Genomic DNA, 15,151 nt, shown 5'->3' with positions numbered 1-15,151 from the left:
TCGCGCTGGCACTTACTGTTTGAGAGAGAAACGGTAAACTTTGTCCTGTTGCTTCCAGAAATAGACCTAGCAAGGCTCGCAGACTTTTTTGTTGATATTTGCTTGGCATTAAATCCATCAAGGTATAGACTAATGCTTGAGCGTAATTAAGGATGGTTAACATTAACTTATTACATTGTTTATACGTCCTTTTTTTCACATTTTGGCACCAAATGCAAGGGCTAATTGAGAATGGTGCAAGATCTCAGTTTTAACCGACTTCTGCTATGAGACGGGAATTGATTCACTCCTAAGACTCTGGGTGAATCAGAAACCCAAATATACAATCCCAAAATCCCAAAATCCCATGCAACAATACCTGACAATCAAACAACTTACAGAAGCGGTAAAAGGCACAATTACCCCTCGGATGGTGCGGCATTATCACGCTTTGGGGCTGCTATCTCCGGCGGTGCGATCGACCTCTAACTACAGATTGTATACCCGCAGCGACGTGCAAAGACTCCAAAGAATAGTCGCACTCAAGCAGCAAGGCTTTCAACTGTCTCACATCCGCAAACTGTTAGAAAATGACGCGGATGCTTCCCCTGACGCGCTGATGGCGACTCTGCAACGGCAATATCTATCGGTTATTCAGCAAATTGTTCGCCTCCGAGAAACGGCTTCGGCGCTGGAAGGATTGCTGGGACGGGATATTTCCTGTCAAGCTGTGCAAGCCGACGCCCTGGCGCAATTAAGGCTGTTGCAGGCGGAAACTGAGGGGGGGTTGGATGAGTTGGAACAACTTTGGGAGGGTTGGGATGCGGGGGCCCACACTCACCCGGAGGATTTTGGGGAGTCGTTGCAGCATTTGTTGCCGGATTTGGCCGATCGCTCGGAAATTGAGGTAGACTTGCTTTCTAAACTGGTGTTAGCTTGCGGTGATTGTTCTCTGCTGCCGTTTGTGAAGTTGAGCGAAACGGCGATTAAATCGGCGCGGGAAGCTTTGAAAAATCAGTGTCAAATTGTGGCTGATGTGGCTCCTGTTTTTGCGGCTTTGGATCAAACTAGATTGGCGTATTTGGGAACAAGTATTGCAACTTTAATTGATGACCCGCACATCAATGCTGCGGCAGAAGCAGAACAGGAATTCTGGCAGCAGAGTGAGTGGTTTGATAAGTTGTTGAAACTGGAAAAAGGATGTATATTGGTGATAGGATATGCGCCGTCTGTGCTGATGGCGGTTTGCGATGCGATCGAGAATCGGCAACTACAACCGGCTTTGGTAGTTGGAATGCCGATCGGTTTTAGTCATTCTCCGGTGGCGAAACGGCGGTTAGTGCGATCGGGCGTTGCTTATATTACAACTGTGGGAACTTTTGGCGGCGGGTTGTTGGCGGCGGTTGCTTTGAATGCTTTGGTTGAGTCTTTGATTGAAAAGCCGAATTGTCACTGTCATCTCAAGTAAAAATTGGCTTGAGAAAAGCGTACAAATCAAATTCTCCTTTATCGGGATTTTTTGAGAGCGCAATTCTGGCTTAAAGCTTTGTTTAAAGAGTATGGCAAAAAGAAGTTTTTATATTCTAAGTATTACTCCGATTTCTCGGGGTTTAAGACAGCAATATCTGACTTAATTACTCAGGCTCCTATCACCCACAAACAACATTTAGATTCTCTTTTAACCTAAAAATTTCCGAGCTTAAAGCCAGAGCAATTAACCGCAAAAAGTCCTCAGCTACTCAGGATTGTGTTTGGCCGTGGTGAGTATATCTTGTACTTTTTGAAAGGGAAGTTTAGTTATTATGGCTGCCGATCTCGCGCTGAGGCTGCATCTTTGAGTAGTCTTTTTGGTTGGCTGTTAGCATAAGGACGAATCAAGGCGGACTTCTTAAGCCGTTTGACGCCACTCAAAACCAAGAGTGCAAACAGCGTTCCTATCAAACTCATCACCCACAAACCGCAGCCTGCCGCTGCACCTAATCCGGCAGCCAACCAAATAGTTGCTGCGGAAGTTAATCCTTTTACTTCAGCTTTACCCACTGGGTATTTAGTTTGTTGCAGAATGATTCCGCCCCCCAGAAAGCCTACCCCTGTGGCAACTCCTTGGATAGTTCGGCTCAAAGCATTGGAAGAGGAAAAGGTGCTGTCGCCATCCATCTGCAAAGGAATCATTACAAAGATAGCTGCGCCTAGACTCACAATCATAAAGGTTCTTAAACCTGCCGGTCTACCTGGCTGCTGGCGGTTCATGCCGATCGCGAAGCCTACCAGTAGTGCAGCCGTCAGCCTAAAGGTGACTGTTTGCCAATCGTTGGGGCTGAAAAAGATAGAACTCATTGCCTTTACTCCTACTTGAACTGGCTCTTCACGCGCACGCATTCCCAGGCGTGGCAGGCTGACTCAATGTAACTCCGGTTAGTCGCTAGATTTACTAGGGAATCTGGTTAATTTTAAGTTAAGACTAAGTTAAATTCAAGTAGAGATTCGGCTCGATGTGGGGCCCGGAAACGTCAAACGCTGGAACTCGCAAGCTTTGTTGAGGCGCTTGGCTAATAGCTTGCAGAGAAATATCTGCTGTTGCAAATTTACATCATTGCTTCTTCCTTCACCACTTCCCCAAAGCCCCCCAAACAGTACCCGAAACCACCCCCCAAATTGCCCCCAAACCAGCCCCCACGATCGCCCCCGCCACAGGTCCCAACTCCACCGGCACCCCAGCGCTAACAGCCGGAAACATCGCCGACACCAACGCCCCCAACACAGCACCCGCAAAAGTACCCAAAAAACTGCCCCAAATCGCCCCCAAAGCCCCACCCTTCACCCCCGAAGGCTGAAACGAAATCGGCAGCTTCGGCGAAAACCCGCACAAACCCAACAAACCCCCAGAAAGCACACCCCCAACAGAACCCACACCAGCCGCCACGATCGCCACACCCAGCAGCAAACCCGCAAACTCATCCACCGGCCGCATCTGGACATTGTACTGCTGCCAAACCACTAACCCAGACCCCAACAAAACACCAGCCAGAGTCCCCACAAACGAGCCCCAGACGGCCCCCAAATACGCTCCCCGCCGGCCCCACACCCTCCCCACAGGCAGCGCCAGAGGAGGCCGAAAACTCGCCCAAACACAGCCCCAGACAGCCCCAACCCCCGCCCCAGCCAAAATCCTCTCGCCGATTCCCGGATTGCTATTAATTGCCCCAAACACCGCACCGCCGATCGCCGCCAACAAAAAAGCCCCCCAAGCCGCCCCCACCAAAACTCCGCCCCACTTCCGCCAAATCTGATTCGGCGCCAAAGTAAAAACGCCCCACATCATCCCAAAAAAACAGCCCCAAATCGTACCAACAAAAATCGCCCCCAAAATAGCGGCGCCGCCCTCAGCTATTACCGAATAAATCCCCCCGATCGCCGCCAAACACAAACTGCCCCAAACACCTCCCCAAGCAGCATCCTGAAAAATGCGCTCAAACTTGCCCACAGGAACCCGAGGCGCCGGAGTCCGACTCCGAGAAGACATCGGCATAGGCAGCAGCGGCACTGCGTACTGGCCGAGGGGGCGCGGCAGCCCCGTGGAGGGCTGTTGCCGGCGCACTGCGGGCTGCATCGCGACGGGCGGCGGTTGGGGCTTTTTACGCTTGGTTTTCGCGGGCTGCAAGTGCAATCCGTTGCTGACTGCTTGCCGCGAAGGAAACGGATCGCGCCCTTTCAGGAGTTTTGCCCGATCGCACCAAGGGCACCGACTGAGGTGATTTCCGTATTTATGCTGACTGTTTTTGCTGCAAGTTATCAAAGCATCTTCCGCTTCCCGAATCGCATTCACCCAAGTTTTCGCATCCGGGCGCGCCGAAGGATTGCCGTGCCCTTCCTCAAAACAGCGGATGAACATCTGCCGCAGCCGCGGATGCAGCATCTCAAAAGGAGGCGCAGCCGGCATGGGGCGGTAGGGAATCCGCTTCGTACCTGTAGGGAAATGGCCCGATCGAATTCTCGCTTCCAAAGACGGCGGTTCATCGCTACCGAGATAAACTCCCGAAAACGGGTGCGTACCTTCCATCAGCAATTGAAAAATTAATACCGCTAAACCGAACAAATCGTGTTCTGGAGATCGATCGATATCGCGGAAAGTCTGCCCCTGCAACTCTGGCGGCGTAAACTCCGGTTTCCCCACGGGACACCGATAAACGTAACCCGTATAAGGATCGCGGACTTGAAACGAATCCGTGTCTACCAGCGTTACCAACGCCGTATCCGTCACCAGAATGTTCGACTCGTTTACGTCGCCGATGACGTAACCCCTGACGTGGAGGGCATTTACAGCCGAGGCAAGGTTTCTGGCGGTACGGTGGAGGTAAAGATAGCTAAATAGAGGTTTTTGTTCGCGCCTGGTTTTGGGAGTGTAGAAAGTGTGTACCGGCATCACTTTGTTGACGCGCGGCATCACAAAACCGACAATTTTTTCTCGCCCGCCCACAGTATGCAGCAAATCGATCGGCCAAGCAATGGAAGCGTGCCCGGGTTCCGCGATCGGCGCATCCGGCGGCATACTGAACATGACTGTGAGTTTGTCGCCGTCTTCGTCTGTCGGTTTGTGGTAGATTTTGGCTACAAGGGACGAGTCTTGGGCGATCGGGTAGATGCGACCTTCACCCCCACTGGCGATCGCAGTTTTGGTGTCGATCGCAATCAGTTGTCCGCTAAATTGGCGCTGCAACTGCATAGAATTCCGTTATGGGATACAGGATTTGGAAGCCATGACTCAATAAACTTGACTTGCCCATTAAATCTTACCTTTGTTATGACTTAGGCACCGGTGAGGAGAGACCGGGTTTTTCACCAAAAGACGTGTTGCCGACCGCAGATTCGGTAAAAAACCCGATGTCTTGGGGGGAAGTGGTTAAGCCCTTTTGATGTTAGTGGGATGGGCATCCCGCCCGTCCATCGATTAGTGGAATGGGCGTCTCGCCCGTCCGCGCTATCAAAATTAGATGTGAACCAGCTTCAAATCCACCGACAATAACAACATTTTATCCTCAATTTTTTGTCTGACGGCCGGTGTCACCTGACAATTATCGCTGTTGAGGCATTCCACCAGCAAGTTGTGGGCATAGTAATACTGTTTCAGCAGAGTTTTCTGTTGGGGGCGAAAGTCTCGATTGTAGTCCATCGCAGTTTTGAATTTTGCCAGCCAACAGCTACCGCACTCTTTGCGCCACTTTTTCCAGTTTTGCAAATCAGGCATCTCAGTCTGAAATTGTGCCAGCAGTTGTTTGAGTTCGGGTTCAATATCCAGGGCCCAAATGCCAACTAAAATACCCGCCACATCATTATTATCAAAAGCCAATTTCAGAGACTCGTTAACATCTGCAAATTCTACATTTTTTCCCGCCTTTACCAAACAATTCCGCAACTTGCGAACTTTCGATCTATCAAACTTCAGACTCGGATCGAGGACGCGAGTCAAAGCCAAATCGAGCACGCAAACTAAGGCAACATAAAAAGCGCGAATTTCGACTGGTTTGAAATTCCTTTGCACTAACTGAGACTTGTGATTTGCCCAGATTAGCAACTGCTGCAAGGTTTCATCTTTAGCCGCCATGCTGTCAATTTTTTGTTGCATCAGCAGCAAAAGTTCGTCAGCAGGTTGCAAAATGCTGACAACTCTCACAAATTCATTTTTCCACTTTTTGTCGGTAATTCGGCTGACTAATTCTGGCAGCGAGTCAGGGTTGGCACTGTCAATCACATATTCTGGTTGAGTTTCGCTTTCCTCTAGCAGTTCGTCAACTGCGCTTTTGATAAAGTTATCCACCAACCAGTCGCGGGTACGCGAGAAATTGCTCTCCAACTCTAGGTAATGGCTGCCTAATTTGGCCTTAAAGTCTTTGGGAAAAATCTTTTTAGCCACTAACATATTTTTCCAGCGAGTTAGCTGGCTGGCGTTGCGTTCGGGAAAGCGGTTGTACAAATAGTCGATCGCGATCGCCTCTAAAATATCCGTACCCAGGATTTCCCGACGCTTCACCTCGTTTTCTGGCCATATTTGTCGCGGTCGATTTGGATCCAGATGCTGGCTAACCGTTGGTTCAATCAAGTGTTCAATCAGCCAGTTTCCCCCACTGGAAAAATCGCGATCGAACTCCAAGTAAATCGCGGCAAACAAAGCCTCAAAACTTTCTGAAAAAGATCTAGTGTACTCGCTTTTGTCTGTTTCTTTCCCGTTCCGTACTAGCCAACTAAGTTCGTTTAATTTCAAGTTTTGTGTGAATTCTGCAGTTTTTTTTGAGTCTGCTAAACGAGCTTTTAAGGTTGAGATAGCATCTGGGTCGAGTTCTGGATGTTCACGGTAGAGGTAATCGGTAACAACGGCACCGAAAATCGCTCCCCCTAAGAGTGACAGCCGTTTGTACTTAACCTCTTGCCAAGCGGGAGACTCCTCGGGGCGATCGGAGTCATAGCTGGTAGAGTAACGGCAATTTAAGGCGATTTCCAGCAGTTTTGTCTGCTGAAAGCTGGGAATGTCGATCGCTGCTTTGACTGCTTCAATATCTACATTTTTATGTTTAATTCGCTCTAATTCTTCTTCACATTTACCCCACTTTTCCAACCAATCACCGCCCGCATCTTCCACATACAAATCTACAAAATCTACCCCGTAATTCATCCATTCATCCTGCATTTTTCTGGCTGCTTCCAGTTCTTCCCAGACTTTTTGCAAGTTATTTTCAACGGTGTGTGTACCTTGTACAGTCATAGTATTTGATTTTGATGTATTTTAATTTTATTTCCAACAATTTCACCCTGATTAAATCAAATCTCAATTCAATTTAGAGCGAGTTGGTAGTTATTTCACAAGATTGATTGCTGCGGTAAATCTTCCCATTGCTTAGCCTTCGTATCAAGCACCTGTTGGCACCGTCTGGCCGACTCCTCCCGGAAACCGAAAAGCGGAGGAAAAATCTTGGTCTGTTTTCCCTTTTCCAGAAGCAGGCTGGGGGTTAGGTTTTTGGCATTGTCGAAAATTGTGCAATATGTGAGTTAGTCAAATTTTTTTCACCGAGTTTTAAGCAGTCGAACTATTCTCAGCAGCAGATATGCTTGATTTACGGGAACTTGAGGTAACGACCTGCGGGTAAATTATCGCTATTATATAATGCAATGTTAACTAACTGGTTCAGGAAATTTGCATCGTTTTTATCATAACTTAAAAATAATCCTCTGTCAATCCCCCAATCTTGAAGAGTTTGTTGCCAATTCTGATATTTTTGTTCAGAGAATTCATCCGAAAGAGTTGTGACTTGAATGCAGAGTGGCTGCTGTTGGCGGCTGCTAACGATTGAATCGGTTGCCATAGAAAGATCTGCAACATATCGATACAAAACAGTGCCTTGGCGATCGACAATTCGGGCTGCGATCGCCCGAATCACAATATCATCTCCCGGATCGAATTTGCCGGCCTTGAGTTTTTGTTTCCAGATGTAAAATTTGCGATCGTTTTCGCTCAGCCATTTAGGAAACAGATAGCTGTACCAATACCTTTCCCCCGGAGTCATTAACTCAAACGCGGCTTGCTGTTCTCTTTCCGAAGGTAGAGATTGAACTGTTAGCCAAACCTGAGAATCTCGGATAAGCTGTAGCAAAAAAGCCATCACAAATTTTTTAGCCGTTAGCGAACCGGGTTTAACATCTTTCACCCAGCGATTGATTTCATCCAATCTTCTCGCCAAACTCGGATCTATTGGATCTGCTGCGCTAATTAGGGAGTTGAGCTTATCCTTAATCTCTTGTGCTTGCAAACGACGACCTACTGTACAAACTAAAGCAGAATTGTTGACACCTCGATTTTATTATAGAACCGCGCCAAATTTTCACCGCTCATTAGACATCTCCCAAAATTGTTGTGGGTAAGTATCCTGCCAGCCCTTAACTTTATTTGAGGAGATGTCTATTGAGTAGCTGCTGCTGATTCCCGCAGGCGCTGGTACAATAAAACAAAATAAACATTCATCAACGGCCCGGCTAAAAACCCCAGTAGATTAGCTGTAAGCTGATATGTTACGGATTTCCCCGTCGGATCGATTAATAGGCAAATCGATAGTATTGGCACAAAAACCACAAAAATTATCAGTAAGGCGGATCGAAATACCAACCACCAACGCCCTTTAGTTAATTCCCAACTGCTGCTAACACTGTCGAATGCCGAAGAGTTATCAATAACGGTAGCGTAAGATGAAAACATTAACCGATATGATACATAAACGCCGGGAATTATGAGTGCAATGAAGCCAGCGCACCCCAGTAGCAAACACATAATATAAACCGCAATTAGTTGTAGCAACCTTCTGTTTGCTTGATTGAAAGCCTGACCCACAGTTACTTGATTTTTTGTTAAATCTCGGTAACTGTAAAAAATCATAGCTCCAGACAATAAAGGAACTACCACGAACCAGTAGATAATATTTAAAGCAACACCTGCTGAACCTAGCTTGCCAAACCTATTGATCCCGACAAATATCAAAATTGGAGAGTTGATGAGCAACAGGGGAGCGTATCTATAACCTAGATTAGTAAAGGTTTCTCGCAATAGGCTTCTGGCACTAATTCGTGAAGCTGTCATAATTTTTATCCTGTTTTTTAAGTCGATTTGAACATATTAAATGGGCTTTAAAAATAAACATTATATGGGAGGGTAAGTGAGAATACTCATCAACTCTCTGGTATCTCACGCTCCTACGCTAAACCCGCCCGGACAAGATACTATTTTTGTTAGCCCTTACCTACTTAGACATTATTAATTAGAAAAAGTTGCTAACAATAATGTTAAGTCATCGTCGGTGCGTTCGGAAACGCGGGGCGATCGCAAAAATGACTCTAACTGCTGTTTCGCATCTTCCTCTTCTTTCCACTCGCCCGAAAACCGAAACAAGGGCGCAAAAAACGGCCCGTGGGGCGTGCCTTCGGGGATTTTGAGCGCTAGCATTTGCAAGCCGTCGGAAAAAACCGCTAAATGCCGGAGTTTTTCCCGCAGTACCTTAAATTGCGCTGTTTCTATAGCATTCGGCGAAATCAAAAAGATGGTTTCGTTGATGTATTCGCCGCAGGGAGGTACAGTCAGGGCGATCGCATTTCCTGCACTATCACCTGCTACCGCCGCACCGTCACCGATTTGAGCAACTGCGATTAATTCTGGCGTAGCAACAACAGCAATTAAAGTGCAGGCTAAATCTCTCGGCGCCACTGCCCGCACAGCCGCTTCTGCTTCCACCTGCGCCCGCGCGACTTGCAGTGATGCTGTCAAGAATACCTGCCATTCGTCGTCATTTTGAGGCAGCCTTTCCTGTTGCTGGCAAATCGTTTCGACAACCGCTTCCACAGCAATTTTTGCCCCAACTTCTGCGAGTGCTGCCGAACCCGCACCATCGGCAACCGCTGCCGCTAAAACACCATTTGGCAAGAGACGCCAGCAGTGGGCATCTTGACAAGGCTGCGATCTTTTTTCGTGGCTTGTACCTATCACCGATGCCGCTACAACTTGCCAATTAAAGGATGAATTCTGCATTAATAACTCTTTAACTCAAAACTTCGTAAATTCACAACTATGCAAAATCTGGACGGATTTATTTATCCCTAATTAGGTAGGGCGATGCACACGACACCTTACTTATTATGTAGGGAGATGCACACCGCACTTACCGCTGGTCACTTACTAATGACCAATGACTTCCAACTAATGACTAAACAGTTCCCCATCCGGGTGGTGGCAGTGCTACTTGTTCATCAATTTTTGAGTGAGAAACTCTCTGCATACTAGCCGACAGCCAGATGAACATCTCTCTAAAGTCTAATCCTCTCAATTTTACAGGCGTGCGCTCGACAATTTGCGCCAGACGGGTGATATTAGCACCTTCCACTCCGACAGCAAAAAATGCCACGCGTTTGTTAGTTTCTTCCTCTTTAATCCGCTGTGCTGCTATTTCCACAACATCGTCGGATTCGCCTTGAGGTTCGCCGTCGGTAATCATAAATACCCACGGGCGGTAGTAGGTAATGCCGTTATTGCGGTATTCGGATTTGCGGGCCGCAATGGTATCTAATGCTAGCTGAATGCCTGCGCCCATGTGGGTTTGTCCTTGAGCTGTCAGCAGTGGCGTCTCGAACTGGTCGGCGGTCACGAAGTCTTGCACGACTTTGATATTATTGTCAAATGAAATAATCGCGACTTCGACTCGCTTTTTAGCTAGTTCGTCTTTAATTAGGTCATTCCTAAAAATTTCCAGCCCCTCATTCAAGGCATCTATGGGTGCGCCTTGCATGGAGCCGGAGGTGTCCAGCAGGAGGACGCAGGGACAGCGCGGCTCTGGGTTTTCGGCAAATTCTACGGCTTCGTCTAGTCTCATGGTTCGGGGTTGACCTGGGAGTGGCTCGATTTCTAGGTTTGTTACTTTACTGTATCAAGTCAGTAACAAATTTAAGTGCAAATTGCTAGGGCGATCGCATTTTACCATTTACCTGAATCGATTTTTGATTTTTGATTGTATATTTTAGATTTGAGAATAGGATGTCTGCCGTCAAAAAAACAAATTTCTTCCTGCCTGTGGTAATATAGACTAATAGTATTACTGCCAAATAAGGATAAATCTTATGATTGCAACAGTCACGCAAAAATTAACCTTTGACCAATTCCTTGTAGAATGTCCAGAAGATGGACGCTATGAACTGGTAAATGGAGAAATTGTAAAGATTAATGCCACAAGAAATCATGATGATGTTGCTGATTTTACATCTGATTCATTTAAAGATGAAATCAAACGGCTAAGTTTAAATTACGTTGTCAAAAATACCGCCGTTATCAGAACTGTAACTAAAGCCGGAATCGAACAAGGGCGGAGACCGGATGTCAGCGTAATCGATCGCGATTTGTGGCGATCGCACCGTTCTGCTTATTCTGCCTTACGAGAACCAATTCAACTGGCAGTGGAAGTAACATCAACAAATTGGGAGGACGATTATATAGACAAATTGGACGAATATCGGCGCCTCGGAATTCCTGAGTATTGGATTCTCGATTATTTAGCAATTGGTAGCAGGGAATTTCTGGGAAATCCCAAAGTTCCAACTGTATTTGTTCACCTTTTAGATGCAGAGGGCAACTATCAAAGAAGCGCCTTTAAAGGCAGCGAACGAATTGTGTCGCGGACTTTTCCCGAATTAGCGCTGACCGCAGAAGAGGTGATGAATGTTTAACTTCCGTTAATCCAGCTAGCCAGACTATCATTCATAAAAAATTACTGAAAATATGAAATCTATTTCTGATAAAAAACTTTCCGCTCGAAAAGCTATTAGCCCTTGGACTTACAAACCTTGGTGGTGTCAGCCTTGGTCGATTCTTTTAACTGGTACTAGCCTGATTAGCGGTAGTTGGTTTTTATTAAAAACTGTTTGGATAACTGTTTTAGTCGCAATTCCTTTATTAGCCTGGATGGGTTTTTTCTTGTTAGTTTGGCCGAGGTTGATGATGTCTAGCGGAGTTTTGGATTCTCATCCAGATTAGGTTTTGGTGGTGCACACCCTATGTTTAGGTTTTGGTGGTGTGCACCCTATGTTGTGGGTAAGGTGTGCGGTGCACACCCTACCTTTGAGTGTTTCGCAGTCTAGGTTTGCGGGTAATAGTCTTGAATTGCTTTTACTTCCATCGGGTGGGATTTGAGCGATCGAATTCCCGCTGCTGTAGCTTTGGCACCGGCTATTGTCGTAATAATCGGGATTTTGTAAGTCAAAGCTGTGCGGCGGATAAAGATTCCGTCGGCCCGGGATTCTTCGCCCGAAGGTGTGGTGATAATTAGTTGAATTTTCTCATTCTTGATAGAATCCAACAAATTTGGCCGCCCTTCGTGCAGTTTCAATTCTAAATCTACCTCTAAACCTTGCTCTTGCAATACTTTGCGTGTTCCGTGAGTTGCGACTACTTTGAAACCCAATTCTAAGAATTCCTTGACAACGGGTACAACTGCTAGTTTGTCGCGCTCGCGCATCGAAACCAGCACGGTTCCAAACAGCGGCATCATTTGTCCGGCACCTAATTGAGCTTTGGCAAAGGCTTTGCCAAAATCGGTGTCAATTCCCATGACTTCGCCGGTCGATCGCATTTCTGGCCCTAACAAGGTATCAGTTCCCGGAAACTTAGCAAAGGGCAACACAGCTTCTTTTACCGAAACATGAGTGGGTATAATCTCTTCAGTAAAACCCAAAGCTTCTAGAGTTTTGCCAGACATGACTCGCGAGGCCATTTTTGCTAAGGGAACTCCGATCGCCTTTGACACAAAAGGCACTGTTCGAGAAGCTCGCGGATTAGCTTCCAAGATGAAAACTTGTTCCCCTTGAACAGCAAATTGAATATTCATCAACCCGATTACTTTCAGGGATTTTGCTAATTCTACAGTCCAGCGACGGATTGTTGCCAAAGCTGCGTCCGAAAGCGTTTGGTAAGGGATAGAACAAGCAGAGTCGCCGGAGTGGATTCCCGCTTCCTCGATGTGCTCCATAATACCGCCGATCGTCACATTGCCAGTAGCATCGGCGATCGCATCTACATCCACCTCGATCGCGTTCTCTAAGAACTTATCAATTAAAATCGGATGATCTGGTTCTACTAGCACGGCATAGGTCATGTAACGTTCCAATTCCGTATCGGAATAAACAATTTCCATGGCTCGCCCGCCTAACACGTAACTTGGCCGCACCACTACCGGATAACCGATCCGTTGAGCTACTATTAAAGCATCCTCAAAACTACGGGCTAAACCGTTAGCAGCTTGCTGAATATCCAACTCCCGCAGAATCTTTTCAAAGCGCTCCCTGTCTTCAGCAGTATCAATGGAATCCGGCGAAGTTCCCCAGATTTTTGTTTGTACGTCGGGGTGATTTTCCAGGGATTTTTGTAAAGGTAGCGCCAACTTCAGCGGAGTTTGTCCGCCAAACTGAATAATTATGCCCTCTGGATTTTCAGCTTCGATGATGTTGAGAACATCTTCTTTTGTTAGCGGTTCAAAATACAGGCGATCGCTCGTATCATAATCGGTCGAAACCGTTTCCGGGTTCGAGTTGACCATAATTGTCTCAAAGCCGTCTTCTCCTAAGGAATAGGAAGCGTGACAGCAGCAGTAATCAAACTCGATTCCCTGTCCGATCCGGTTCGGTCCGCCACCTAAAATCATCACTTTTCTTTTGGTAGAAGGCAAAACTTCCGACTCCGGCGTGAGACTGTGGCCTACAGGCGAAACTTTCTTTTCTTCATCGCCCAATTCCCAAATTGCCGCTCCCGCTTCGTAGGTGGAATAATAATACGGTGTAAACGCTTCAAATTCAGCGGCACAAGTATCGACTGTTTTGTAAACCGGAATTACGCCTAACTGTTTGCGATAAGCGCGAACTTGATCTTCCGGTGTTTTGGTGGCGTAAGCAATTTGGCGATCGCTAAAACCCAACTGCTTTACTTCAAACATTGTTTCTTTTGTCAACTGTTCCAACCGCGTTCGTTTCAAGAACTTCTCTGTTTCCAGCAATTCCTGCATTTTATCCAAAAACCAAGGGTCAATTCCTGTGAACTCGAAGATATCTTCCACCGACATTCCCATCATCATCGCGTGGCGAACTGTAAAAATGCGATCTGGATTTGGCGTCCGCAATCCGGCGCGAATTTGTTCCAAACTCGGCAACTTTTCCGGTTTGTCGCACCCGAAACCCGCGCGGCCTGTTTCCAATCCCCGCAGGGCTTTTTGGAAGGATTCGTTGAAGCTGCGTCCGATCGCCATTACCTCCCCAACAGACTTCATTTGCGTTGTCAGAGTCGGTTCGGAACCGGGGAACTTTTCAAAGGCAAATCGGGGAATCTTCGTCACCACGTAGTCAATTGTCGGCTCAAAAGACGCCGGAGTTTTCTTGGTGATATCGTTGGAAATTTCGTCTAGGGTGTAACCTACCGCTAATTTTGCCGCCATTTTTGCAATGGGGAAACCGGTGGCTTTCGAGGCCAAGGCGGAGGAACGGGAAACCCGAGGATTCATTTCAATAACGATGAAATCTCCGTTGACAGGATTGACGGCAAATTGAATATTAGAACCGCCGGTTTCAACTCCGATTTCGCGGATAATTTTCACCGAAGCATCCCGCAGGCGCTGATATTCTTTGTCTGTGAGAGTTTGCGCCGGGGCGACGGTGATAGAATCGCCGGTGTGGACGCCCATCGGGTCGAGATTCTCGATCGAACAAATAATCACCACATTATCTGCCAAATCCCGCATTACTTCGAGTTCGTACTCTTTCCAACCAATCAAAGATTGTTCGATCAAAATTTGCGATACTGGACTGGCATCAATCCCGCCTTGTGCCATTTCTTCAAACTCTTCTTGATTGTAAGAAATGCCACCTCCCGTGCCGCCCATTGTAAAAGCAGGACGAATAATTAACGGATAACTGCCGATTTGGTGACCAATTGCTTTGGCTTCGTCGAGAGTGTTTGCAATCCCCGAAGGGCAAACTGCAACCCCAATTCGCGCCATTGCTTCCTTAAATAATAGCCGATCTTCTGCCATTTCAATTGCTGGCAACTTAGCACCAATCAACTCGACTTTGTATTTTTCTAAAACGCCATTTTTAGCGACGGCGACTGCTAAATTTAGTGCTGTTTGACCCCCCATTGTCGGTAAAATTGCTTGAGGTCTTTCTTTAGCGATGATTTGTTCGAGGATGGCTGGCGTTAGAGGTTCGATGTAAATGCGATCGGCAGTTTCCGGATCGGTCATAATCGTTGCAGGGTTGGAATTCACCAACACTACTTCAAAACCTTCTTCTCGCAAAGCTTTGCAAGCTTGTGTCCCTGAATAGTCAAATTCGCACGCTTGACCGATAACAATTGGGCCGGAACCAATGAGAAGAATCTTTTTTAAGTCTTGACGACGGGGCATAGGTTCGTAATTGGTAATTGGACAAGGTTAAGGATTAATTTGACATTTTGCACCATTTTTCACAAGTAGGAGGCTGAAACCTCTCAACTTTCGCAGCTAGGGGAAGCCCCCCCGCGAAGAGTTTGATCGAAAAATGGTGAAAGATATCATCAAGTCCAAACTATTTTAATTGTTGTTGGTAAGATGGTGTTGTATAATACAAATCC

General features: G+C 46.8%; 11 protein-coding genes and 1 pseudogene. 3 read left to right on the top strand and 9 right to left on the bottom strand.

Annotated elements, in window-relative coordinates; all coding sequences use genetic code 11:
• Positions 1 to 163 (bottom strand): annotated as a pseudogene (locus QUA53_RS05770) (IS701 family transposase); the annotation flags it as partial.
• A 183-nt stretch (positions 164 to 346) separates the two neighbouring features.
• Here QUA53_RS05770 and QUA53_RS05765 point away from each other — a divergent pair.
• On the top strand, positions 347 to 1,447 hold the full coding sequence (locus QUA53_RS05765; protein ID WP_333095428.1) for a precorrin-8X methylmutase: 1,101 nt from the start codon (positions 347 to 349) through the stop codon (positions 1,445 to 1,447).
• Positions 1,448 to 1,779: 332 nt separating this feature from the next.
• Here the strand turns inward: QUA53_RS05765 and QUA53_RS05760 are convergent, their stop codons facing one another.
• The 7 genes from QUA53_RS05760 to QUA53_RS05730 form a co-directional block, all read right to left on the bottom strand.
• Positions 1,780 to 2,316, bottom strand: a complete 537-nt coding sequence (locus tag QUA53_RS05760; RefSeq protein ID WP_333095429.1) for an MgtC/SapB family protein — start codon at positions 2,314 to 2,316, stop codon at positions 1,780 to 1,782.
• A 268-nt stretch (positions 2,317 to 2,584) separates the two neighbouring features.
• Positions 2,585 to 4,702: a DNA-binding protein gene (locus QUA53_RS05755; protein ID WP_333095430.1), complete on the bottom strand. Its 2,118-nt coding sequence runs from the start codon at positions 4,700 to 4,702 to the stop codon at positions 2,585 to 2,587.
• Between the two features lie 264 nt (positions 4,703 to 4,966).
• The gene (locus QUA53_RS05750; RefSeq protein ID WP_333095431.1) at positions 4,967 to 6,736 is read right to left on the bottom strand and encodes an NACHT C-terminal helical domain 2-containing protein; all 1,770 of its coding nucleotides are present in this window, start codon (positions 6,734 to 6,736) and stop codon (positions 4,967 to 4,969) included.
• Between the two features lie 349 nt (positions 6,737 to 7,085).
• A complete protein-coding gene (locus QUA53_RS05745; RefSeq protein ID WP_333095432.1) occupies positions 7,086 to 7,778 on the bottom strand; it encodes a hypothetical protein in 693 nt (230 codons plus the stop codon).
• Positions 7,779 to 7,927: 149 nt separating this feature from the next.
• The gene (locus tag QUA53_RS05740) at positions 7,928 to 8,599 is read right to left on the bottom strand and encodes a hypothetical protein (protein WP_333095433.1); all 672 of its coding nucleotides are present in this window, start codon (positions 8,597 to 8,599) and stop codon (positions 7,928 to 7,930) included.
• A 174-nt stretch (positions 8,600 to 8,773) separates the two neighbouring features.
• Positions 8,774 to 9,541, bottom strand: coding sequence for a PP2C family serine/threonine-protein phosphatase (locus QUA53_RS05735; protein WP_333095435.1), 768 nt, complete (start codon positions 9,539 to 9,541; stop codon positions 8,774 to 8,776).
• Positions 9,542 to 9,716: 175 nt separating this feature from the next.
• The gene (locus tag QUA53_RS05730; protein ID WP_333095436.1) at positions 9,717 to 10,379 is read right to left on the bottom strand and encodes a VWA domain-containing protein; all 663 of its coding nucleotides are present in this window, start codon (positions 10,377 to 10,379) and stop codon (positions 9,717 to 9,719) included.
• A 244-nt stretch (positions 10,380 to 10,623) separates the two neighbouring features.
• Between QUA53_RS05730 and QUA53_RS05725 the strand changes: the two genes are divergently transcribed.
• Together QUA53_RS05725 and QUA53_RS05720 are read left to right on the top strand one after the other, a co-directional pair.
• Positions 10,624 to 11,226, top strand: coding sequence for a Uma2 family endonuclease (locus tag QUA53_RS05725; RefSeq protein WP_333095437.1), 603 nt, complete (start codon positions 10,624 to 10,626; stop codon positions 11,224 to 11,226).
• A gap of 52 nt (positions 11,227 to 11,278) precedes the next feature.
• Positions 11,279 to 11,533 (top strand): DUF6737 family protein, encoded by a 255-nt coding sequence (locus tag QUA53_RS05720; RefSeq protein WP_333095439.1) that lies wholly within the window; start codon positions 11,279 to 11,281, stop codon positions 11,531 to 11,533.
• Positions 11,534 to 11,633: 100 nt separating this feature from the next.
• Here QUA53_RS05720 and carB read toward each other — a convergent pair whose 3' ends face one another.
• On the bottom strand, positions 11,634 to 14,945 hold the full coding sequence (carB, locus tag QUA53_RS05715) for a carbamoyl-phosphate synthase large subunit (protein ID WP_333095440.1): 3,312 nt from the start codon (positions 14,943 to 14,945) through the stop codon (positions 11,634 to 11,636).
• Between the last annotated feature and the right edge of the window lie 206 nt (positions 14,946 to 15,151).

The sequence above is a fragment of the Microcoleus sp. Pol12B3 genome, from assembly GCF_036701355.1.
Taxonomy (GTDB): domain Bacteria; phylum Cyanobacteriota; class Cyanobacteriia; order Cyanobacteriales; family Microcoleaceae; genus Microcoleus.
The sequence above is the reverse complement of the archived record's forward strand: the minus strand, read 5'-3'. Positions and strand labels throughout refer to the sequence as shown.